The following is a 22,604-nucleotide window of genomic DNA, read 5'->3' as shown; positions in this document are numbered from 1 at the left end:
ACTATTGAGGCAATGATTCAACCATGAGTGTTTCGTCATTAAGACGAACACAACCGCGTTGATCGCTACAATGCTGCTGCAAATGTTCTGCTAGCCAATATTGTCCAGCAATTGATACTAATTCGGCGTCAAGGCTCTTGGCTATGATGATGCTATTGCGATCACCTGAAGCTCCCGCCATTGCTTTACCTCGTAAAGCGCCATATATATGAATGCTACCATCCGCAATCACTTCTGCGCCATTACCAACCGCACCAAAAATGACTAAGTCAGCATTTTTTGCATAAATTTGCTGGCCTGAACGTACATTTTGTTTAATGATTTTGGTTTCTTTGGTTGGGGCTGGCATATTCTTGGCTTGTTTGCCCGATTTAACGACCGCAAGGCCTAACGATTTTGCTTGTTTACTAATATCATCGTTTGCAGATGTTACACCAACGATGATTAATTGGTTATCAGTAAGAAGTTGTTTTAATGCAGCAAGATTAACGTCGTGTTGTTCTATCGCACTTAAATTTAAAATTAATGGTGCGCCGATAAAGAATTGCGGTGCTTGAGATAGCTTTCTGTCTAAATCAGCAGCTATCGCACTTATATCGTGTGTATTGATATGAAGAACTGAAAGAGTAAAAGAGGTCGCTTTGAGCTCAAGACTTTGTGTGGCCATCCAGGCGTTAATCTCCAAAAATTTCAGTGTGTGAACTGATTTGCAATTAAATTATGACTGTCCATGTTATAGTGTGCGTTGTTGACTATCAAGCAAGAAACATAGGAATTTAACTTCAAAATGATATGCGCAGTATATAAAAGCAGCCGAAAAATTGATACTTACTTATTCGTTGAAAAACGTGATGTTTTTGACGCTGTACCTGAAGCATTAATGCAAATGTTTGGCACTCCAAAATTGGTTATGATGGTGCCTTTATCCAAACGTACTGAGTTAGCGATGGCTGATATTGAGAAGGTCAAATCAGAATTAGCAGATAAAGGCTTTTATTTACAAATCCCGCCACCAGTCACGAATTTGTTAGATGAACACAGAAAAAGTTTAGGGATAAAAGACTAGCGTCGCCTGTTATTACAGTGATAGTTTATTGGCCTGAAAAGCGTTTTTTTAAATGATATTAAATTTACAATAGCTTGTTTTTAATACGGTTATCAATTTTAGTATTTCGACGTTAGCACAAATGTGTTAACGTTTAGTTAATAAGAACAAAAACAGCAGTAATGAGTTAACTTAGGACATTTTATGATTGGGAAGATCATTTCATCAGTAGTCATCTCTCTGATTACTTTTAACATTGCTCATGCACAGCAAACCGTTACTTTCGATGATTATTTAGCTTCATTAAAAGACAAAGCAATACAGGCTGGTGTTTCACAAAATACTATTAATAAACACTTTTCGAAAATAAAAGTGTTTAAACGTGCCACTGTTAACGGCGCAGATAAGAGTATTAATCTAGAGAGTTATATTCCACAAAATGCACCTGAAATAACAGTCAGCACTGCTAGGGCGATGTTTAAAGAACAAGAAGATGCGTTAATTACGCTGGGGGACCGTTACGGTGTTCAGCCTCGTTTTCTCGTCGCCTTATGGGGTATGACATCAGAATTTGGTGAACAGAAGGGGAATTTTCCTATTTTATCTGTCACTGCTTCTAACGCTTATTCAGGTGTAAAAGAACAGTTTTACATCGATGAGTTTATCGCAGCGCTGCAAATTATCGATAGACAACAAGTTACCTATGAGCAATTAATTGGTTCCTCAACAGGTGCTATGGGTCATATGCAGTTAATGCCATCTCAATATCTAGCCTATGCCCAGGATGGCAATGGAGATGGAGAAAAAGATATTTGGAACAACCAATTTGACGCTTTTGCTACTGCAGCTGCAATGCTTAAAGATACCGGATGGAAAAACGATGAAACTTGGGGAAGACAAGTTAGTTCAGTTAATCCAGTTCCGCAGTATCTGATTGGTGCTGACCACACTCAAACATTTAATGAGTGGCAAGAGCTGGGCGTTCGTCGATACAACGGCAATGATTTACCTAAACGTGATGACATGCAAGTGTCTTTCTTAATGCCTGATGGCGAGAAGGGCCGTGAGTATCTGGTTTATAATAATTTCCGACTGCTGCAAGCTTGGTCAAAGAAAGAACATTTCTTACTGACTGTGACCTATCTATCTGAACGAATCAAAAATCCTCCGATTAAATAATGATACAATACAGGAATTGTAAGTTATTACCGTATTGAACTATGTCTTTTTGGGTTGAAAAAAGCTTAACCAACTTACCACCGTGCAATGGGAGTCATTGTGCGATGGTTGTGGTAAGTGTTGTCTGAATAAGTTAATTGATGATGAAACCGAGGATCTGTATTACACAGACGCTGCTTGTCATCTACTCGATGATGATACGTGCGCCTGTCGTCATTATCCTGAACGATTTAAATATGTGCCAGCTTGTACAGCGATTACCGTCGATAATATTGCAGAGTTAACTTGGTTGCCTGACTCTTGTGCTTATAAGCGTCTGCATGATGGCAGGGAGCTTCCTTCTTGGCATCCATTATTAACCGGTTCAAAAGAGGCAATGCACGCAGCGGGTATCTCAGTTAAGGGGAAAACCATTAACGAGAAACGAGTTAAAGATGTCTTTGACCATATTGTTCTGTGGCCCTTGAAAGACCTAGATTAACGCTACGGGGTAGAACAAGTGAAGTTAGGTTCGATTGACCACAAAAAAAGCACTCTGATTGAGTGCTTTTTCTTTTATAAATTAATCAACTTCGTGGTGTTAGCTGCGTTTTAATGGTTTTATTGCTGGAAGTAGCATCACCGCTAAAACGAGTAAATAGATAACAAAAGTGACAACCATCCACTGCGCCATACTCACTGACAAAAATGTCCAAGGATCATCGCTACACATACCCGTTGGAGAAAAGACCGAAGGCAGCCACTGATCTAATGGCATCCAAGTTGGAAATTCTGGGAAAAATGAACAAGTAGAAAATGGTGATGGATTAACTTGTAATTCATTTAACTCAAGTGATAACGATAAGCCCCAAACGCCGCTGACTCCCCAACCAATGAGACCAAGAAAGCGAGTTAACCAGTATTTCGGTGCTAAGGCGCCTATAATTCCTGCAATGATTAACCCTAATACAGCCACACGTACATAGATACACATGACACAAGGGTCTAATTCCATTACGTACTGAAAGAATAATGCTGCTGCTTCTAGGCCTATTGCGGATAAAAGTAGCATTAACCATGCAGTACGCGAACGAGTAAATTCCTGTAAACCAGTCAAATCAATCTCCTGTCGATTTATGACGATAAAAAAACACCCTCGATTGAGGGTGTTTTCAGGTCAAACTTAATTCAAATTGGCATTAATGTCCAACCGAAATTCCACCAATATCTTTGGCTGAATGGTGAATAATGATTTGATTATCATAATAGTATTGCGTCATATCGGTTAAGAAACCTGATTCAATTGCAATAATACCGACGATAGATAACACAATCGTATAAGGCAAAGCCATCCAAACCATACGGCCGTATGACAATCTAACTAATGGTGCTAATGCAGACGTTAATAAGAACAAGAATGCGGCTTGGCCGTTTGGTGTTGCCACTGAAGGTAAATTAGTACCTGTGTTAATTGCAACGGCAAGTAAGTCAAATTGATCGCGGGTGATTTGACCATTGATAAGAGCGGCTTTAACTTCGTTAATATAAACTGTTCCGACAAAGACGTTATCACTCACCATGGACAGTAAGCCGTTGGCAATATAGAAGATAACCAGTTGCGCGTTTCCTTCAAAGCTTAATGCCCATTGAATCACTGGCGCGAATAAGTGTTGGTCAATGATTACGCCGACAACAGCAAAAAACACGGCTAATAGTGCTGTAAAGGGTAAGGCTTCTTCAAATGCTTTACCCAATGCATGTTCATCTGTAACGCCATTAAATGCTGTGGTTAAAATAATCACAGATAAACCAATCAGTCCGACAGAAGCTAAATGGAATGCAAGACCAATAACTAGCCAAACCCCTACCAATGCTTGAACAAGTAACTTCACTTTATCCGCTTTAGTACGATTTTGATCTTCGTAATCTGAATAGTCACTTAGAATTTTATGAACAGCATCTGGTAATTGTGCACCATAGCTGAATAATTTAAATTTCTCGACCAAGAAACAGGTTGTTATCCCAGCAATAAACACAGGCATAGTGACTGGTGACATGCGAAGGAAAAACTCACTAAACTGCCAGTGTGCTTGCGCTGCAATGATCAAGTTTTGTGGTTCACCAACCATAGTACATACACCACCAAGTGCTGTACCAACACCTGAATGCATCAGCAAGTTACGTAGAAAACCACGGAAAGCTTCAAGTTCTTCATCGTTAAGTTGTTCACGCTCTTCTGAAGTATGGTCATGCTCTTTGTCACAGCTAAAGTCTTTGCCTGAGGCAACTTTATGATAAATAGAGTAGAACCCGACTGCGACCGCAATGATGACGGCAATAACAGTTAAAGCGTCTAAAAATGCTGAAAGGAAAGCGGAAGATACGCAAAACATCAATGAAACAATAATTTTAGAGCGTACTTTAGTGATCATTTTGGTGAATACAAAAAGAAGCAACTGCTTCATGAAGTAAATACCAGCAACCATAAATATGAGCAGCAATAAAACTTCTAAGTTTGCTTCTATCTCATGCAGTACCTGTGTTGGGGAAGTCATGCCAATCATGACTGCCTGTATCGCTAGTAAACCACCAGGCTGAAGTGGGTAGCACTTCAATGCCATAGCTAAGGTAAAAATAAATTCTATTACTAATACCCACCCGGCAACGAACGGACTGACTAAAAAGAATAAAAGGGGATTTATTACAAGAAACGATAATATTGCGTATTTGTACCATTTTGGGGAGTTACCCAAAAAGTTACTAAAAAACGCAGCACCAGTGGTTGACGGCATAATAGCCTCTCCAGTTATGAATTTACGATAGTGAATTTTTGAGGAAGGAATTTTGTAGACCAATTTAAGCCAAAACAAAAACTGCTGTTATGGTTGGTGATTTTGCCCCTAAACTATTTTGTCTAATGATTGCAAAATGACAAAGCTTAACTCTATTTATGTTGTTGTTTTATATTGCTTTTATTTGATGTTTCAAAATTCGTTAGTTGTACCACTAACTTACATCCATTAATTTTCGCGCTAGTTTAGCGCAAACGGTTTCTATTGTAATGCGAATTAATTTTTGGGACGAAAAAAATAACGAATATAACTCCTATCTCACATTCTTTACTTGTATCGTCTGTTTATTCACCAATAACGTTGTAGAACAGTGTGTTTGACCTTTATCAATAGTGCCTATTTGGAATACCTCTGGTATGATCAGTTCATTGAGTAATCACAGGATGTTCAAGTTGACAATTATCAATGCAAAAGGTCCTGCAAGTTTTGCAGAGAAGTATATCGTCCGTTCTATTTGGGAAAATAAATTCCCACCAGGTTCAATTTTACCTGCTGAGCGAGAACTATCAGAGTTAATTGGTGTCACTAGAACCACGTTACGTGAAGTACTTCAACGTTTAGCACGTGATGGCTGGCTTAAGATTCAGCATGGTAAACCAACCCAAGTAAATAACTTTTGGGAAACATCAGGGCTTAATATTCTTGAGACAATTGCCGATCTTAATCCGGATGGTTTTCCGTTATTGGTCGATCAATTGTTATCAGCAAGAGCGAACGTCAGTGCGATTTATTTTCGTGGTGCTGTTCGAAATAACCCTGAAAAAGCGCAGGAAGTATTAGCCAAAATTCATGAGTTAGAAGAAACAGCTGAAGCGTATGCTGATTATGACTATGAATTACATCATGCTTTGGCTTTTTCATCCGGAAACCCACTTTATGTATTAATTCTTAACGGCTTTAAAGGCTTATACAGTCGTGTTGGTCGTTATTACTTTTCAAGCCAAGAAGCACGCACTATTGCGCTGGATTTTTATAAAGCGCTAGAAAAATTAGCTCAGGAAGGTAAATATACTGAAGTACCTGCGCTGATGAAGTCCAACGGCATTAACAGTGGCATAATGTGGCAAAAGCTACGTGATGACATGCCTGCAGAAATTGCAAAAAACGATAAATAAAAATAGCAATTAAAAAACCAACCGAGAGGTTGGTTTTTTGTTGGTGATGAAAAAGGTGAACCATCAACCATTGCTATCTATAGTGTAGTCATTTTTTGCTGTTCTTCCTTTGTGGGACATTGAGCTAAGACTGTTGTTTTACCGCTTGCATCAACTTGTTCTATGCTGACATCGAAGCCCCATAAACGATGTAAATGTTTTAACACTTCTTCATGACTCCCTGCTAGCGGTATTCGATTGTTTGGCACATACCGTAATGTTAATGACCGATCACCATTTATATCTACTCGTTGAACTTGGATGTTTGGTTCAAGGTTGGATAGATTATACTGCTGCGATAGTTTTTCACGAATGAGGTGGTAACCTCGATCATCGTGAATAGCTGATACTGATAATCGATTACAGCTGTCATCATCAAGAATACTGAATAATTTAAAATCACGGATCACTTTAGGCGAAAGGTATTGGCTGATAAAACTTTCATCTTTAAAGTTTTCCATCGCAAAGGTAACAGTTGTAAGCCAGTCACTGCCAGCGATATCAGGAAACCACTTTATATCTTCTTCAGTAGGAGATTCACACATTCGTCGGATATCTACAAACATGTTAAAGCCTAAAGCATAAGGATTTATCCCACTATAATACGGACTGTTATACGCAGGTTGTGCTACAACCCCTGTGTGGCTTTGTAAGAACTCAAGCATGAACCTATCGGTAACAGTACCTTCATCAAACATGTGATTTAGGATGGTGTAATGCCAGAATGTTGCCCAGCCTTCATTCATGACTTGGGTTTGTTTTTGCGGGTAAAAATATTGCGCCATTTTTCTAACTATTCTTACAATTTCTCGCTGCCAAGGCTCAAGCAGTGGCGCATTTTTTTCAATAAAATAGAGAATGTTTTCCTGTGGTTCATCAGGAAAGGACGCACTGTTTTCTTGTTGGTTTTCATCGAGGTTTTTAGGTACCGTTCGCCATAAGTCATTCACCTGACTTTGTAAGTAGCTCTCACGATCTTTTTGACGCATTTGCTCTTCTTTAAACGACACCTCAGCGGGTCGCTTATATCGGTCCACACCATAATTCATTAGTGCATGGCAAGAATCTACAGTTAACTCGACTTGTTCCACTCCGTATTTAAGCTCGCACTCATGAATGTAGTTTTTAGCAAAAACTAAATAGTCGATAATTGAACTTGCATCAGTCCAAGTTTTGAACAAATAGTTATTTTTAAAAAAACTGTTATGTCCAAAGCTTGCATGAGCCATCACCAAAGCTTGCATTGTGATGGTGTTTTCTTCCATCAAATAAGCAATACAAGGATCTGAGTTAATTACAATTTCATAGGCTAATCCCATTTGGCCACGACGGTAACCTTGTTCAGTTTCTATAAAACGTTTACCAAAAGACCAATGAGTGTAACCAATGGGCATACCAATACCTGCATATGCATCCATCATTTGCTCAGCAGTGATCACTTCAATTTGATTTGGGTAGCTATCCAGTTTATAAAAAGCAACCACTTTTTCAATTTCAGTCATGTAAGCTTCAAGTAAATCAAAGCTCCAATCTGGCCCATCACTTAATGGCTGTTTTGCTTTGGCTTTATGATTCGTCATCATGTTCTCCTTAGCTAGGCTGCTTTTTAAATAACTCACGGAAAACAGGGTAGATATCATCCACCTCACGGATATGTTGCACTGCAATATTTGCGTAATCTTGTTGTAGGTTTTCGTATTCGCGCCAAAGGGTTTGGTGAGCGCGTCGGGTAATTTCTATGTAACTGAAATAACGTGATACTGGTAATATCTTTTCTGCTAAAACTTGTTTACAGACAGGGGAGTCATCAGCCCAATTGTCGCCGTCTGATGCCTGTGCTGCATAGATATTCCATTCATCGGCAGGGTAACGTTCCTGTTGGATTTCATGCATTAAATTCAATGCACTTGATACAATTGTGCCGCCTGTTTCTTGTGAATAAAAAAACTCATGCTCATCGACTTCTTTAGCTTGAGTATGATGGCGTATATAAACGACTTCTAAGTTTTTGTATGTTTGCGTTAGAAAAAGATATAACAAGATATAAAATCGCTTTGCCATGTCTTTAGTTGCTTGATCCATAGAACCTGAGACATCCATTAGACAGAACATTACCGCTTGGCTTGAAGGCTTTTCACGCTTAGCAAAATTATTAAAACGTAAATCAAAACTATCGATAAAAGGAATGCTATCAATTTTTTTCTGTAAGTCGTCAATTTGTTGTTTTAAATCGATTATAACTTCAGCTTGGGTACCGGGGGTGTTTTCAAGATTTGATAACTCAGCTTTTAATTGTGCGAGTTTTTTCTTTTTCCTGCGGTCATTGCAATGCGTCTTGCATGTGAAGACCGTAAAGAACGAACGATGTTTATATTGGCAGGTACACCGACATTGGTAAAACCGGCGCGGTAGGTTTCAAATTCCACCATTTGTTTGGCGTTGGTTTGCTGCAAGTCAGGCAGAGCCAAATCTTCAAATAGCAATTCTAGGTATTCGTCATTTGATATCTCAAATAAAAACTCATCTTTACCTTCACCAGAATTTGATGCATCACCTTCGCCACTTCCTTCACCTGCACCACCACCTTTAGGGCGCTCGATTTGATCGCCTTGATTAAATTGGTCGTTGCCTGGGTGGACTCTTTCTCTTATACCACCTTGTCCTTGATGAAAAATGGGCTCACTGATATCTCGTGTCGGAATACTGATCTTCTCGCCTTTATCAATGTCGGTCACGCTGCGGCGTGTCACTGCTTCACTGACAGACTTTTTGATTTGTTTTTTATATCGTTCAATAAATCGTTGACGGTTTACAGTGCTTTTACCTTTAGCGTTTAGGCGTCTATCAATAAAATTTGCCATACACAGCTCCTAATGTAGCTCGTTAAAAGATGGCCTTATGAGGGCAATTTTCAGATGAAAATCGCCCACAACGAATAGGCTCACTAAGCGACATTTATGATGACTTACGGACTCTTAAGTACCATTCTGATAGCAGTCTTACTTGTTTTTGGGTATAGCCTTTTTCCATCATTCGGTTGATAAAATCATCATGCTTACGTTGATCGTCAGCAGATGTTTTCGCATTAAATGAAATAACGGGGAGCAAATCTTCGGTGTTAGAAAACATTTTTTCTCAATCACCACTCGCAGTTTTTCGTAACTTGTCCAAAGTGGGTTGTTGCCTTCATTATTGGCACGTGCACGAAGAACAAAGTTAACGATTTCATTTCGAAAATCTTTAGGGTTACTTATTCCCGCAGGCTTTTCAATTTTCTCAAGTTCGGCATTTAAAGCTGATCTATCGAACAGTTGGCCTGTTTCTGGGTCTCTGAACTCTTGATCTTGAATCCAGAAATCAGCATAGGTAACGTACCTATCGAAAATATTTTGGCCATATTCGGAATAAGATTCTAAATAGGCTGTTTGAATTTCTTTTCCGATAAATTCGACATATTTAGGGATTAGATACCCTTTTAAAAACTCTAAATACTTTTCACTGATTTCGTTAGGGAATTGTTCTTGCTCGATTTGTTTTTCGAGGACATAAAACAGATGCACAGGGTTAGCTGCAATTTCTGTATCGTCGAAGTTGAATACTCGAGATAGTATCTTGAACGCAAAGCGGGTTGATAACCCGTTCATGCCTTCGTCGACGCCTGCATAATCACGATACTCTTGAAAGGATTTTGCTTTGGGATCGGTATCTTTCAATGTCTCGCCGTTATACACGCGCATTTTGGAATAGATTGACGAGTTCTCTGGTGCTTTTAGACGGGATAAAATACTAAATTGCGCTAAGGTTTCTAGTGTACCTGGTGCACAAGGCGCTTTAGATAACTCGGAGTTTGATAACAGTTTTTGATAAATTTCAATTTCTTCGGATACTCGTAAACAATATGGCACTTTAACGATATACACCCTATCTAAAAATGCTTCATTATTTTTATTGTTCCTAAACGTTGTCCACTCTGATTCGTTCGAATGAGCCAATATCATACCGTTGTAGGGAAGGGCCGATAATCCCTCTGTTCCGTTATAATTACCTTCTTGAGTGGCTGTTAATAGTGGATGCAGTACCTTTATCGGTGCTTTAAACATCTCAACGAATTCCATCACACCTTGGTTTGCTCGACATAAAGCCCCAGAATAGGCATAGGCATCGGCATCATCTTGTGAGAAGTGTTCAAGCTGACGAATATCTACTTTACCGACTAATGCCGATATATCTTGGTTATTTTCATCTCCTGGTTCAGTTTTAGCGATTGCAGTTTGATCAAGTATAGAAGGATATACTTTAACGACTTTAAATTTAGTAATATCGCCACCAAACTCATGTAACCTTTTCACTGCCCAAGGTGACATGATGGTTTTAATGTATCGAGTAGGAATATTATATTCTTTGCTTAGTAGTTCTCCGTCTTCTTCTGCGTCAAATAAACACAGTGGACTATCGTTAACAGGACTACGCACGCCATTTGCCGTTAAAATAAAAATCGGTACCTTTTGCATGAGTGACTTAAGTTTTTCTGCTAAAGATGACTTACCGCCACCAACTGGCCCTAGTAGATAAAGTATTTGTTTAGACTCTTCTAATCCTTGAGCTGAATGTTTTAAGTAAGAAACAATTTGTTCAATTGATTCTTCCATCCCATAGAAATCTTTAAAACTTGGATAGTGAGTAATAAGTCGGTTTGAAAAAATACGACTTAAAACAGGATCTTTTGATGTATCAATTGTTTCAGACTCACCAATTGCCATTAGCATTCTTTCGGCGGCTGAAACATACGCACTTCTGTCTTCCTTACAGATTTCAAGAAACTGTTGTAATGAATATTCTTCATCTAGCTTTTGTTCATAACGTTGTTGGTAATGTTCGAATATGCCCATAAGAAACCCCTTGAAACTTAGCTGAAAGAAAGTATGTGATAGCGCATGTTTGGTTTGTTTTTACGGTGACATTTGACTGTCTTAAATGAGTAAATAAACCCACTTGCTAAATTAAGTCTAGGCTAGAGATTTGAACTTGGCGAGAAATTAGAAATAAAAATTATCAATAAAAACAATGATAAACAGTTGCAATTGCAACTGTTGCAAAAGTTTTATTTAACTATAAATGTGTTTGGTATTAGATGGGTAAATGAAAAATATCTCATTTTGAGTAATAAAAAAGGAGCCATTAGGCTCCTTTTACTTCATCTCAATTGTTACTTTGTGGGTAGATTAACCCGCGAAGTTTGCGTTAACGAAATCCCAGTTAACAAGTTCCCAGAACGCAGCCATGTAGTTAGGGCGAACGTTACGGTAATCGATGTAGTAAGCATGTTCCCAAACATCAACTGTTAGTAGTGATGTTACTGACTCGTCAGTTAACGGAGTAGCAGCATTGCTAGTGTTAACAATAGAAACAGTACCGTCAGCATTTTTTACTAACCAAGTCCAAGCGCTACCGAAGTTGTTTACAGCAGAATCTGTAAACTTAGCTTTGAACTCTTCGAAAGAACCGAAAGCTGCGTTAATTGCATCAGCGATAGGGCCAGTAGGTGCGCCGCCAGCATTTGGAGCTAAACAGTTCCAGTAGAAAGTGTGGTTCCAGATTTGAGCAGCGTTGTTGAACATGCCACCAGTAGAAGTTTTAACAACTTCTTCTAATGTTTTGTTAGCAAATTCAGTACCTTCAACAAGACCATTAAGCTTAACAACGTAAGTGTTGTGATGCTTACCGTAGTGATATTCAATAGTCTCTTCAGAAATGTGTGGTGCAAGTGCGTTCTTAGCATATGGTAATGCTGGTAATTCGAAAGCCATTATTATCTCTCCATGGACATAGGTTATCGTTATTTTATGAGTACCACTTAGGCATCATTGCTCTGCCGACATTGTACTTAAAATTTTTGTGATGTGAATCATTGTTTGATGAATAATGTCGATAGTGACCATCTAAAAAAGCGTTTTTTATTATAACCCTACAAACTGTGGGATTTTGTTATGGCTCAGGGTCGAGTACAATGGGTCAAGATTATTAAGTTGCACTTAGGAATTACAATGGAAACAGTAGACAAGATTAAACAGCAAATCAGTGAAAACCCAATTATTTTATATATGAAAGGTTCTCCAAAGTTACCAAGCTGTGGTTTTTCATCTCAAGTCGCTCAAGTTATGATTAACTGTGGAGAGCAGTTTGCATTCGTTGATATTTTACAGCATCCAGATATCCGTGCTGAATTACCAAAATTTGCTAACTGGCCAACATTTCCACAATTGTGGGTTGAAGGTGAATTAATTGGTGGTTGTGACATCATCACTGAAATGTACCAAAAAGGCGAATTACAGCCAATTATCAAAGAAACTGCTGATAAGTTCCGTACTGAAGAAGGCGCTGAGTAAGCTTCAGATTATGCTATAGCCCGCACTATTGCATAAATTATAGTTTCTATGCTTGGTTCATATCGGTTGCCGTTATTAACCAGATACAAAAAAACCTAAAGTGTTTTCACTTTAGGTTTTTTTATTGTCTATTTTACTGTTTGTTTTCTCTTTTATGGCGCTTTAGTTGTTTCGGGGGTTTTAGGTAAAATAAGGTTCATTACAATGGCAACTAAGCCACATAAACTTATCCCAGTTAAACTAAATTCTCCGATACCGAAAGCCATACCACCAATACCAAATACTAATGTCACTCCCACAATACTTAAATTACGTGGTTCATTTAAGTCAACTTGGTTACGAATTAACGTACCGAGCCCCACAGCTGCGATAGAACCGAAAAGCAAACACATAATGCCGCCCATCACGGGTAATGGAATGGTTTGCATGAGCGCACCTAATTTTCCTATAAAGGCTAAACAGATAGCGGTAATCGATGTCCAAGTCATAATTCTAGGATCGAAGTTTTTAGTAAGTGTCACTGCACCAGTCACTTCTGAGTAGGTTGTATTCGGTGGTCCACCAAAAGCAGACGCTGCCATTGTTGCAACACCATCGCCAGTAAGCGTGCGATGTAACCCAGGTTTCTTCATGTAATCTTTGCCAGTTACGTTAGATATTGCTAACAAATCACCGATATGTTCAACCGCTGGAGCAATAGCAACTGGGATCATAAAGAGGATGGCTTGCCAGTGAAACTCTGGTGCGACAAAATTTGGCATGGCAAGCCAAGCAGCTTGATGAACCGGGGAGAAGTCTACAATTCCGAAAAATAAACTAAGACCATAACCAACAAGAATACCTGCTAGGATTGGCATTAATTTCAATACCCCTTTGGCAAATACTGCTACAGCGACTGTGGTTGCCAATGACATTAATGCAATAAACAGTGCGATGTTAGGCTCGACCAGCACTGTACTCCCATCGCCCGTTTTACCCAATGCCATATTCACAGCCATAGGTGCAAGGCCTAAACCGATAATAATAATCACCGGACCGACAACGACAGGCGGTAAGAGTTTATGAATAAAACCGCTGCCTTTCACTTTAACTAAAGCACCTAAAATGACATAAACAAAACCAGCTACCATCAGCCCGCCCATGGTTGCAGGTATTCCCCAGGTTTGTACGCCGTACATAATCGGGGCGATAAAGGCAAAGGATGATGCGAGAAATATTGGAACTTGTCTTTTAGTGATGACCTGAAAGATTAGGGTACCGATACCCGCAGTGAAAAGGGCAACACTCGTATCTAAACCACTCAGTAATGGCATCAATACTAATGCACCAAAGGCCACAAATAACATTTGCGCACCTTGTAAAGGAATGAATAAACGGTTCATAAGCCGGTGGGTATCCTGTCTCGTTTTAATTATTCAGTAAGATAGGCCATAAAGGGGTAAATGTCTGTAATACAAATCAAGTTTAATCAGAGTTATTCGAATAATTACAATAATAAATCTGCTTATATTGTCTTGGTTATCTCATTCTAGTCATAAAAATAATATGCTACACTTCTGATCATTATTACTTTTTTATGATTTTTATATGCCAAAATTTTTATTACAAATTTTGTTATTTGTCTTGCTTTCAGTAGGATTAACAACAAGTAGCATGTCTGCTGAAGTCGGCTTATTAGATGAAGCGGATATTGTTGTCTCTTCACGTGCTAAATCTGAACGTCAACAAGCATTAAAAACGGCACTTTCCGCTGTATTTGTAAAAAATTCCGGTTTACCTTCTGCAGTTTCACATCCTTTAGTAAAGGCTCAGATTAACCAGCCTGAAGTGTTATTGACTCAATATGGTTACAGTGAAATTGACGATGAGTTAGTCCTAAAAGCTAACTTTGATCATAAAAGAATTATTTCAACACTTCGTCAGGCTGAGTTACCTGTTTGGGGCAAGCAACGTCCTTTAACCCTATTGTGGGTGTCAATTGAAGACAATGGCGAGCGTCATATCTTGTCTGACATTTCTGATATGGATACTCGTACTCAAATTGAGCTGGAATCAAGCAATAAAGGCATTCCCGTCATTTTGCCTTTGATGGACTTAGATGATGTGATGAAAATCAATGTTTCTGACGTCCGAGGTATGTTTACTGATGTTGTCTCTGAAGCCTCAAAGCGTTACCGCGCAGACTATTTTGCTATGGCGGATATGGATCAAGTCGGTGGATTTGTTCGCTTTCAAGTTTCGTTATTTGATAAAGAAAGTGACTCAGCTGTAATGCAACCGCTTATTCACCATCAGGCTGAAGTGCTTGATTATGAAACGGCTACTAATCAAATATTGTCAACACTTGCCGAGTACTTTGTTAGCCAATATGCCTTTGCTGATAGTGGTAATAGTGCAACAACACATTTGTCGTTAGTTGGTGTCCAAAGTATGGCTCAGTTAGTGGAAATTGAAGCTTATTTAAACCAATTAAGTGCAATAAAATCTGTCAGTTTACATCAGTTTAAAGCAGATACAGTGACTTATAAATTATCACTATTTGGTACTGCTGATGATTTACAGAAATTATTGAATATCAATAAAAGATTGACCCAACTTGATACACTAAATCAGTCTGAACCTGTTGACGCTGTGTTACCAAGCCTAGAATCAGAGGACGATTTTAAGACGGAACTAACAGAAACATTGATATATCAGTGGCATTAAGTGTTAGCAATTGCTGATTTATTCAGCGTTGAAGTGGGAAAGTTGATCTTAGTGTGTTTAGGGAACCTTTAACGCTTAGTTATTCAACAGCAGTTATTAACTTGGCTGTGTTATACTTTACTTTGCTTGTTTTATTATTAGAGAATTTTTGAGTGACCCAAAACTCACCAAAACAATTATCATTGCCTGTATATTTACCTGACGATGAAACTTTTCAAAGTTATTACCCCGCTGTGGGGAATGATGAATTGATTCAAAAACTGCAAGCGACTGCAGAAGGCAGTTTATCGTCAAGTATGTATTTGTTTGGACCGGTTAAGTCAGGTCGTACACATTTGATGCACGCTGCTTGTGCCCATGCCAATGAGCTTGATAGACGAACCCTGTATATTCCCTTAGGTATTCATGCCAGTATTTCTCCTGCTTTGTTCGAAGGTGTGGAATCGCTTCAATTAATTTGTATTGATGATATAGATGCTATTGCGGGTCACCCTATCTGGGAAGAAGCGTTATTTCATTTATACAATCGTGTCGTTGAGCAGCCTGACTGTCGATTAATTGTTAGCGGCAGTTCTTCACCCACAGAAGCTGGCTTTGCATTACCAGATTTAATATCTCGAATGCAGTGGGGGCTTATTTATCAATTACAGCCCATGGCTGACGAAGAAAAGTTAGTCGCACTCCAGCGTCGTGCTGCAATGCGTGGATTGCAATTATCTGATGAAGTTGGGCGTTTTTTGTTGACTAGAATGGCACGCGATTTACGTACCTTGTTTGATGTATTAGATAAGTTAGATAAAGCCTCGATGGTACATCAAAGAAAATTAACGATTCCATTTATCAAAGAAATGCTGAGACTATAATAAATAATTTCAGCCACTAGCTTGTCATTGTCAACGTCATTTTTCACATAAAAAAGCCACCATTTAGGTGGCTTTTTATCATTGTATTGATTTTAAATTAACTCGTAACATATTTATTGACGAATGAGTGGTGGCAGTTTTTTGTGCTCTCTTCCCGTTTGAACTGGACGACGTTCAACTTCTGTCGATATTGCTTCTAAGCCGCTCACTCTTGCTGGGTTACTTGAATTTACTGGCGTAATGGCAATATTATCATACCAATTTATACCTGTAGCCATATTAATGGGTTCAGGTAATGCATTAAGCAGTGTTTTACCGTCAACCTCTGGCATGATTTCATCAATAACGAAGGCTGCTCTATTTAACAGTTCAGCTGAGCCAACTCTGCCACGTTGTCCCCAATCAACGATTAAGTCCGTTGTATCAGTTACTGCAACATCACGTTGGATTTGATATCTATGACTCATGAAGGATTCTTCAAACAGCTTTGCTGCATCCTCACGAGTTGAAGAGTATGCATAAAAGTCATTTGCATGATCTGTTAAAAAGAAGCTGGTAATGTCGCTCGGTAAATAGGCTTTTTGGGTTGCATTAGCGTCAGTTCCTTGAAAGCTAACACTGGCTAAACCATACATTTCACTGCTGGTGAGTGGGTCGACATTTTGAAGTTGGTCTGACACCAATGAATTACTATCGGTTCTTCGATAAAAGTCATCAATGAGAGTTGGCCCTATTAAAGTGTCATGTACTGAGCGAGGGAAAAAATCATTCGCATGAGCTAATTCATGATATAGCAAACTGGCTAGACTGGGGGTGATATCTGCAATGCTACGTGTTTGGCGCTCTGTTCGCTCTACACTGGAGTAAGCGTAATTATTATCCTTTACATATCGCCAAGGCATTATAAATTGTAACTCATTACCAAAATCACTACGGTAATCTGGTGCTTCGTTAATTGAATCTCGTTGCTCTGGTGTTAACCATAAATATTCAGGATCTAGGTAAATGGCGCCTGTCGCTACCCAATAAAATGACGGTCTAACATCGTAGCTTATTACGACGGCTGTGACTGATTGTAACAGTTTAATAAAATCACTATTGGGGTCAGCTTGAGTTAAAAATGTTTCGAAATTTTTACCCATCCAATCGTGTGAAACAACAACACGATCCATCACAGAACTGATGTTTTCAGCATTATTCAGTTGGCCAATTAAAGGTAAATCTACAATCTCACAAGTTTGCTGTAATTGAGTTGAGTAAACACATGAACTGGCAATATCTGCATAACTTGATTCAGTATTATATGAATAAGTTCGTGCTACGGGTTGATCAAAGTAAGGCGAGGTAATTGATGGTTCATTGGTTACCAAAACAAACACTTCATCAGATAAGCTTTGACCAGAAACTTGACCCGTTGCTTTTAAACCAATAATGCTGTCGGTGCTGACAGTTGGGGCGGTAAATAATGGACGTTCCTCGTTGGTTAAATCAAGGTTGATTTCTTGTCCTGAGAAGTAACACCATTCAATATCATTTGCGACTTGACCATTGATCCGCTGTAGTCTCAAACTCACGCCGTTACCTTCTACGACTTGATGGTCGCTATTGATGTTTAATTGGGCAATAGCAGCGCCTGCATCAATATTGACAGTTTCAGTAAGCTCGGTTTGATTGCCTGTAACAGTAACTGAAAATGAATAACTGCCTGGTTCAGGTATAACAAATGATAGCAAAGGGCTGTTTTCAGAAACCGTACTAATGATAGGGCCTGATAGTTGTTGCCACTTGAAGCTCATTCCAGATGACTGACCAGCGTTCATACCTGCGATAATTGTTGCTGATTGCCCAGCCGTGTATTGCTGCTCAACATTAAAAATCAGATTTGATGCCGTTTCGACTTGAACTAAGCCTAAACTGGTTTCACAAGCGTTAATTGGCAATGAATTGTCAGGGGTTCCATTACTTTCTGAGTCGCTAGATGAACCTCCACAGGCGGATAGAACCAATGCTGTAATACTCACAGCGAGTGTTGAAGATATTGAAAGCGAATTAATAGGGCCAAGTTTCATGCACAATCTCCGTTGCTTATTACTACTTACTTCGACGACCTTTTAAGCACTAAAGGCTAGTGCAAAGTTATTATAATTCACTATAGCATGGGAATTAAGTTACCTAAAGATTGTGTTAACCCATTGGTAACTTTAGTGTAAATATATATTCACTTATAAAATAAACCGAGAAACTTGGAATAAAAATAATAAAAAAGCGCCATGAGGCGCTTTAAAAATCAACTATGACGATGTTATTTTTCTTGTTGGGACTTTTTCTTTAAGCCTAAGCCTAACTCTCTACCGCGTTTACGGGCATAAAACGGAAAGCCTATGAGTAGGGCACTAATTAATAATGACTCAATAATGGCAAAGTATAATGCGTCTTCTGTGACCCAGACTAAAGTTAACCCATGTAATAGGTATAAGCAGAGAATGAAACTCGCCCAAGCATAAGTATAAGGCTTGCCTGTTAGGATCCCTTTAATAGGGAGCAATAGGGGAACAATCCATAATATGCTAAACGCCATTGAATATACGCCACTAAGACCTTGTTGAATAAACCAACCTGTTAATAGCATTAGCAATGCAACATATCCTAGCCGGCACAGCTGAAACAAAGAATGTGTGCTCATGATGATCCTATAAAATCGCTAGTACATTTTCAGGCGGTCTACCTATTGCCGCTTTGCCATTTGCAAGCGCGATAGGACGTTCAATCAGTTTTGGTGTTGCAACCATCGCTTGAATTAGTTCTGCTTCAGTGAGCGCTGAGTCTGCTAAATTCTGTTCTTTATACTCCGTTTCTTTAGTTCGCATCAATTCGCGCGGAGTAAGATTCAGTAAGGAGAGAATTTGTTGGATATCTTCAACCGTCGGCGCTTGTTTTAAATATTCAACAATTTGAATAGAGGCATTATTTTCTTCAAGTAATGCAAGTGTTTGACGGCTTTTTGAACAGCGAGGGTTATGGTACAAAGTCACAGTAGTCATGGGCTTCACTTCTATTTATATTTTGGCGACAGTCTAGCAAATAATCTTTCAAAAAGTTAGCCACTTCTAATGGAAGTGGCTAATTCATTTAGCGGTTATTTTAATGCGTCTAATGAGCGTTTAGCTTGTCTAAATTGCCTAATGCGAGCTTCAATTCTGGCAATCTGTAAAGCTTGCCCCTCTGAATGACGATAAGCATAATTAAGCTGGTCTATGGCGCCATCATAATTTGCTGCAAGTGCCATGGCTTCTGCATTGCTGTAGTGTTCTAGGGCTTTATTACCTAATTTACGATAAGCCTGCGTCATGATTTGATAAGGCAAGGTATTTTGTTTGTCGAGGAAAATTAAATCTTCTAACAAAGGAATTGCTTTTCTAGGTTGATCGGCTTCTACATAAATATTCGCTAAATTGGCAGCAATGACTGACGATGTTGGTTTTAATTTAAGGTGATGATTAAGCATTGCAATGGCTTCATCATAATCGTCTTTTTGCGCCAATAAATCGGTTTTAGTATCGATATAGAACAAGTTATTTCTATCTTGTTCTAATAATTTATCAATGATCTGCTCTGCTTCGTCAAAACGTTTAACTCTGAATAAAGCCAGTGCTTTACCATACTCAGCAGCACTCTTAAATGTGTAGGTCTTTTTACGCAATTGATCATCAAATAAAGACATTGCGGCTTGGTCGCTGTAATTTGAAAATCTTACTTGTATTCTGGCTTTTGCTAGTTGGTAATTAAGCTGATCTGGAATATAGCGATGCGGATATTGCGCTGCACGATTTCGAGCATCCGTGATCCGAGATTCAGGTAATGGGTGAGTAAGCAACATTTGTGGTGGCGTACTCGTAAAACGATATCGAATGGCCAGCTTTGAGAAAAAATCAGAAGCGCCGTTAGGATCAAAGCCTGCATCAGCTAAAATTTGCATGCCGATTCTATCTGCTTCACGCTCATGTAATCGAGTAAAGTTAATTCGAGCTTGAGTCGATAATGCTTGCGTGGTTGCTAGTGCTGCCATACCAGCTTGTGGGGCTGCAATTGTTAACAAAATAGCGCCTAACATACCAACAATTGTTGCTGTTGAGCTTTTGTCTTGGGCTTCTAATGACCGAGCTAAATGTCGTTGGGTTACGTGAGTAATTTCATGGGCAAGAACCGAGGCTAACTCACTTTCCGTATCGGCATGTAAAAATAGCCCTGTATGAACGCCAACATGACCACCAAAAAAAGCGAACGCGTTAATTTCATCATTTCTCAGTAAAAAGAAATAGAAAGGGGTTTTTACCCCTGTTGCGTGCGCAACTAGCTTATTCCCTAGCTCTGATAGGTATTGATTTAAGACAGGATCACTAATAACTGGCGCCGAAGAACGAATGACACGCATGTAGGCATCGCCATATATCATTTCTTTTTCAAGGCTGAAGGTATTAACTGCGGCAGTGCCAAGATCTGGAAGGTCATTATTGGCGAAACTTTTCGCAACTCCTGCCGTCAGTATTAAGGAGACTGCAGTAGTGATAACACCTTTGGAAAACTGAGAAAACGATAATTTGCGCAAATGAAACCTTTATTATAATTATTTCAATAGGGTGGTGTGTAAAATGACAATAATACTCACACAGTTTGGCTTGTGGTTTATCTTCCTTGCTAGGATAATAGCCAGAGAATATGTAAAGCAAGTTTAGAATGAAAATTATTGATTTAACTGCTCATCATTGTCCTTATCCTTTAGTGCAAATCAAGCTCGCATTAAAAAAAATGCAGCCTGGAGAATTGCTCGGGATTAGTATCTCTGACTCTGGTTCACGTCGAGATGTTCCGCCATTTTTAAAAAAATTGGTCATCAGGTTGAGATTACTGATGATAACCCAAAAAAGCTATCGATGGTCATTACGAAAGGTAACACTTTCTAAGTTTAATTATGTGTATAGTTAACTTAATATCATTAAATAGTGAATTCAAAGTGCGACATTTTTTTAGGTATTTTACATGCTCTCTTATTTAGGCGATTGGTATAAAGCGAGATTCAGCGACCCACAAGCTATCACGCTTTTGTTTATCTTACTCGGAATTGGATTACTACTGTATTTTGCTGGTGGCTTGCTAGCGCCTTTATTGGTCGCATTAGTTTTAGCGTTTTTGCTTGAGTGGCCAGTGGCTCAAATTTCTCGTTTTGGCATTAATCGAAGTGTTGGGGCCTCGTTAATTTTAGTTTTATTTATCGGCTTGATGGTGCTGATCGCATTTGGTTTAGTGCCAAGTCTATGGCGACAAGGTATCGCTTTAGCCACTGATTTACCTGTAATGATTGATACAGGCATGCAATCTTTAGTGTCACTGAGTGAAAAGTACCCACAATACATCAGTATTGAACAAATTGATGCGATGGTGATTGAGCTTAAAAAACTACTGGATACTCAGCACTTGCTGGATATCGGTAAGCAACTTCTGGGCTATTCAGCATCTTTACTTGTGTTAATGGTGTACGTCATTTTAGTTCCTTTACTTGTGTTCTTCTTTTTAAAAGACAAAGAACAACTGATTAAAAGCAGCAAACGATTTTTCCCTAATAACCGCGATTTAGCACGTAAAGTCTGGTTTGAAATGGATCAGCAAATCTTTAATTATATCCGCGGTAAAGTGATTGAAATCGTTATTGTTGGGGCAGTGAGTTATATCTTTTTTGCCGTTATGGGCTTGAGGTATTCAGCACTTTTAGGAGTGTTAACAGGATTGTCAGTGTTAATTCCTTACGTTGGCGCCACTTTAGTGACTTTACCCATTGCACTTGTCGCTTTTGTTCAGTGGGGTGTGAGCCCTGAATTTGGCTATGTGATGATTGGTTATGGAATTATTCAGGCGCTTGATGGTAATGTCTTAGTACCTATATTGTTCTCAGATGCTGTTGATTTACATCCTGTACTTATTATTGCCGCTGTGCTGGTTTTTGGAGGCTTATGGGGCGTTTGGGGAGTCTTTTTTGCGATTCCATTAGCATCGCTAGTTAAAGCGGTTATTAATGCTTGGCCAGACAGCCAGCCTGCTGAAAGCGAACCCATAGTCAAGGCCGATTGAGCCAACGAGTTTGCACTCATAACGGCCTTAACAATCGAATATAAAAAAAGGTGACATAATGTCACCTTTTTCTTGGGATACTTTTACTGATAGTGAAGATAATATTACTTATCTTTTTGAGTCTCTGAATCTGATGCTGAATGCTCAGTGTTAGATTTTCCTTGGCTGTCAGAAGGCTTTTTAGGATCGCCAAACTGCGGCATTTTAAATTTAGCACTGTATTTCAATACGGCTAAATTACTCGCAATAATACCAACCACCAAAATGATAATGATCCAAACTTCTAATCCAGATAAATCCATAGTTGCCTCAAATTT

Annotated in this window: 19 protein-coding genes and 3 pseudogenes; 9 read left to right on the top strand and 13 right to left on the bottom strand. The window is 38.9% G+C overall.

Going from position 1 to position 22,604, the window contains the following annotated elements; all coding sequences use genetic code 11:
- Position 1 precedes the first annotated feature (1 nt).
- Complete coding sequence (gene minC, locus ACGEDC_RS19935; protein ID WP_394495315.1) at positions 2-667, bottom strand: septum site-determining protein MinC; 666 nt, start codon at positions 665-667, stop codon at positions 2-4.
- 120 nt (positions 668-787) lie between these two features.
- Here minC and ACGEDC_RS19930 point away from each other — a divergent pair, with 120 nt between their 5' ends.
- The 3 genes and pseudogenes from ACGEDC_RS19930 to ACGEDC_RS19920 all read left to right on the top strand — a co-directional run bounded on the left by ACGEDC_RS19930 (position 788) and on the right by ACGEDC_RS19920 (position 2,705).
- Entirely contained in the window at positions 788-1,066 is a 279-nt protein-coding gene (locus ACGEDC_RS19930; protein ID WP_055023200.1) for a YcgL domain-containing protein, read from the top strand.
- A gap of 183 nt (positions 1,067-1,249) precedes the next feature.
- Entirely contained in the window at positions 1,250-2,224 is a 975-nt protein-coding gene (locus tag ACGEDC_RS19925; protein ID WP_394495312.1) for a lytic murein transglycosylase, read from the top strand.
- Between the two features lie 41 nt (positions 2,225-2,265).
- Positions 2,266-2,705, top strand: a pseudogene (locus ACGEDC_RS19920) (YcgN family cysteine cluster protein).
- Positions 2,706-2,804: 99 nt separating this feature from the next.
- On the opposite strand, the gene dsbB reads toward ACGEDC_RS19920, so the two are convergent.
- On the bottom strand, positions 2,805-3,320 hold the full coding sequence (dsbB, locus tag ACGEDC_RS19915) for a disulfide bond formation protein DsbB (protein ID WP_394495310.1): 516 nt from the start codon (positions 3,318-3,320) through the stop codon (positions 2,805-2,807).
- Between the two features lie 82 nt (positions 3,321-3,402).
- Positions 3,403-4,995 (bottom strand): sodium/proton antiporter NhaB, encoded by a 1,593-nt coding sequence (gene nhaB / locus ACGEDC_RS19910; RefSeq protein WP_055023197.1) that lies wholly within the window; start codon positions 4,993-4,995, stop codon positions 3,403-3,405.
- A gap of 458 nt (positions 4,996-5,453) precedes the next feature.
- Between nhaB and fadR the strand changes: the two genes are divergently transcribed.
- The gene (fadR, locus tag ACGEDC_RS19905; RefSeq protein WP_372036970.1) at positions 5,454-6,170 is read left to right on the top strand and encodes a fatty acid metabolism transcriptional regulator FadR; all 717 of its coding nucleotides are present in this window, start codon (positions 5,454-5,456) and stop codon (positions 6,168-6,170) included.
- 77 nt (positions 6,171-6,247) lie between these two features.
- On the opposite strand, the gene ACGEDC_RS19900 is transcribed toward fadR, so the two are convergent.
- The 4 genes and pseudogenes from ACGEDC_RS19900 to sodB form a co-directional block, all read right to left on the bottom strand.
- A complete protein-coding gene (locus ACGEDC_RS19900) occupies positions 6,248-7,789 on the bottom strand; it encodes a SpoVR family protein (protein ID WP_394498423.1) in 1,542 nt (513 codons plus the stop codon).
- A gap of 10 nt (positions 7,790-7,799) precedes the next feature.
- Positions 7,800-9,070: pseudogene (locus tag ACGEDC_RS19895) on the bottom strand (YeaH/YhbH family protein).
- A gap of 94 nt (positions 9,071-9,164) precedes the next feature.
- Positions 9,165-11,098 (bottom strand): annotated as a pseudogene (locus tag ACGEDC_RS19890) (PrkA family serine protein kinase).
- A 333-nt stretch (positions 11,099-11,431) separates the two neighbouring features.
- Positions 11,432-12,016 (bottom strand): superoxide dismutase [Fe], encoded by a 585-nt coding sequence (gene sodB / locus ACGEDC_RS19885; RefSeq protein ID WP_065107969.1) that lies wholly within the window; start codon positions 12,014-12,016, stop codon positions 11,432-11,434.
- 237 nt (positions 12,017-12,253) lie between these two features.
- Between sodB and ACGEDC_RS19880 the strand changes: the two genes are divergently transcribed.
- A complete protein-coding gene (locus ACGEDC_RS19880) occupies positions 12,254-12,595 on the top strand; it encodes a Grx4 family monothiol glutaredoxin (RefSeq protein WP_065107970.1) in 342 nt (113 codons plus the stop codon).
- 152 nt (positions 12,596-12,747) lie between these two features.
- Here the strand turns inward: ACGEDC_RS19880 and ACGEDC_RS19875 are convergent, their stop codons facing one another.
- A complete protein-coding gene (locus tag ACGEDC_RS19875) occupies positions 12,748-13,977 on the bottom strand; it encodes a uracil-xanthine permease family protein (protein WP_394495306.1) in 1,230 nt (409 codons plus the stop codon).
- A 205-nt stretch (positions 13,978-14,182) separates the two neighbouring features.
- Between ACGEDC_RS19875 and ACGEDC_RS19870 the strand changes: the two genes are divergently transcribed.
- Entirely contained in the window at positions 14,183-15,301 is a 1,119-nt protein-coding gene (locus ACGEDC_RS19870) for a DUF2066 domain-containing protein (protein WP_394495304.1), read from the top strand.
- A gap of 152 nt (positions 15,302-15,453) precedes the next feature.
- Positions 15,454-16,164, top strand: coding sequence for a DnaA inactivator Hda (hda, locus tag ACGEDC_RS19865; RefSeq protein WP_394495302.1), 711 nt, complete (start codon positions 15,454-15,456; stop codon positions 16,162-16,164).
- Between the two features lie 113 nt (positions 16,165-16,277).
- On the opposite strand, the gene ACGEDC_RS19860 is transcribed toward hda, so the two are convergent.
- The 4 genes from ACGEDC_RS19860 to ACGEDC_RS19845 form a co-directional block, all read right to left on the bottom strand.
- Positions 16,278-18,233, bottom strand: a complete 1,956-nt coding sequence (locus ACGEDC_RS19860) for a PKD domain-containing protein (protein WP_394495300.1) — start codon at positions 18,231-18,233, stop codon at positions 16,278-16,280.
- Between the two features lie 233 nt (positions 18,234-18,466).
- On the bottom strand, positions 18,467-18,847 hold the full coding sequence (locus ACGEDC_RS19855; protein WP_394495298.1) for a DUF2069 domain-containing protein: 381 nt from the start codon (positions 18,845-18,847) through the stop codon (positions 18,467-18,469).
- Positions 18,848-18,854: 7 nt separating this feature from the next.
- Positions 18,855-19,205 (bottom strand): arsenate reductase (glutaredoxin), encoded by a 351-nt coding sequence (gene arsC, locus ACGEDC_RS19850; RefSeq protein WP_055025990.1) that lies wholly within the window; start codon positions 19,203-19,205, stop codon positions 18,855-18,857.
- A 95-nt stretch (positions 19,206-19,300) separates the two neighbouring features.
- A complete protein-coding gene (locus ACGEDC_RS19845) occupies positions 19,301-20,770 on the bottom strand; it encodes a M48 family metalloprotease (protein WP_055025991.1) in 1,470 nt (489 codons plus the stop codon).
- A gap of 128 nt (positions 20,771-20,898) precedes the next feature.
- Between ACGEDC_RS19845 and ACGEDC_RS19840 the strand changes: the two genes are divergently transcribed.
- Both ACGEDC_RS19840 and ACGEDC_RS19835 read left to right on the top strand, forming a co-directional pair.
- Complete coding sequence (locus tag ACGEDC_RS19840; protein ID WP_394495297.1) at positions 20,899-21,147, top strand: sulfurtransferase TusA family protein; 249 nt, start codon at positions 20,899-20,901, stop codon at positions 21,145-21,147.
- A 54-nt stretch (positions 21,148-21,201) separates the two neighbouring features.
- Entirely contained in the window at positions 21,202-22,287 is a 1,086-nt protein-coding gene (locus ACGEDC_RS19835; protein WP_055025993.1) for an AI-2E family transporter, read from the top strand.
- A gap of 104 nt (positions 22,288-22,391) precedes the next feature.
- Here the strand turns inward: ACGEDC_RS19835 and ACGEDC_RS19830 are convergent, their stop codons facing one another.
- Positions 22,392-22,589, bottom strand: coding sequence for a DUF2897 family protein (locus tag ACGEDC_RS19830; protein ID WP_065107974.1), 198 nt, complete (start codon positions 22,587-22,589; stop codon positions 22,392-22,394).
- Positions 22,590-22,604 lie beyond the last annotated feature (15 nt).

Source organism: Shewanella sp. ENK2 (genome assembly GCF_043568515.1).
GTDB lineage: Bacteria > Pseudomonadota > Gammaproteobacteria > Enterobacterales > Shewanellaceae > Shewanella > Shewanella japonica.
This window is presented reverse-complemented; position numbering and strand designations above follow the sequence as displayed.

Coding starts and splice junctions, on each gene's coding strand:
- ACGEDC_RS19855 (WP_394495298.1), bottom strand. CDS start 18,847: ATGAGCACACATTCTTTGTTTCAGCTGTGCCGGCTAGGATATGTTGCA.
- ACGEDC_RS19870 (WP_394495304.1), top strand. CDS start 14,183: ATGCCAAAATTTTTATTACAAATTTTGTTATTTGTCTTGCTTTCAGTA.
- nhaB (WP_055023197.1), bottom strand. CDS start 4,995: ATGCCGTCAACCACTGGTGCTGCGTTTTTTAGTAACTTTTTGGGTAAC.
- ACGEDC_RS19830 (WP_065107974.1), bottom strand. CDS start 22,589: ATGGATTTATCTGGATTAGAAGTTTGGATCATTATCATTTTGGTGGTT.
- sodB (WP_065107969.1), bottom strand. CDS start 12,016: ATGGCTTTCGAATTACCAGCATTACCATATGCTAAGAACGCACTTGCA.
- minC (WP_394495315.1), bottom strand. CDS start 667: ATGGCCACACAAAGTCTTGAGCTCAAAGCGACCTCTTTTACTCTTTCA.
- ACGEDC_RS19900 (WP_394498423.1), bottom strand. CDS start 7,789: ATGACGAATCATAAAGCCAAAGCAAAACAGCCATTAAGTGATGGGCCA.
- ACGEDC_RS19875 (WP_394495306.1), bottom strand. CDS start 13,977: ATGAACCGTTTATTCATTCCTTTACAAGGTGCGCAAATGTTATTTGTG.
- ACGEDC_RS19860 (WP_394495300.1), bottom strand. CDS start 18,233: ATGAAACTTGGCCCTATTAATTCGCTTTCAATATCTTCAACACTCGCT.
- ACGEDC_RS19925 (WP_394495312.1), top strand. CDS start 1,250: ATGATTGGGAAGATCATTTCATCAGTAGTCATCTCTCTGATTACTTTT.
- ACGEDC_RS19835 (WP_055025993.1), top strand. CDS start 21,202: ATGCTCTCTTATTTAGGCGATTGGTATAAAGCGAGATTCAGCGACCCA.
- ACGEDC_RS19880 (WP_065107970.1), top strand. CDS start 12,254: ATGGAAACAGTAGACAAGATTAAACAGCAAATCAGTGAAAACCCAATT.
- ACGEDC_RS19930 (WP_055023200.1), top strand. CDS start 788: ATGATATGCGCAGTATATAAAAGCAGCCGAAAAATTGATACTTACTTA.
- arsC (WP_055025990.1), bottom strand. CDS start 19,205: ATGACTACTGTGACTTTGTACCATAACCCTCGCTGTTCAAAAAGCCGT.
- ACGEDC_RS19840 (WP_394495297.1), top strand. CDS start 20,899: ATGAAAATTATTGATTTAACTGCTCATCATTGTCCTTATCCTTTAGTG.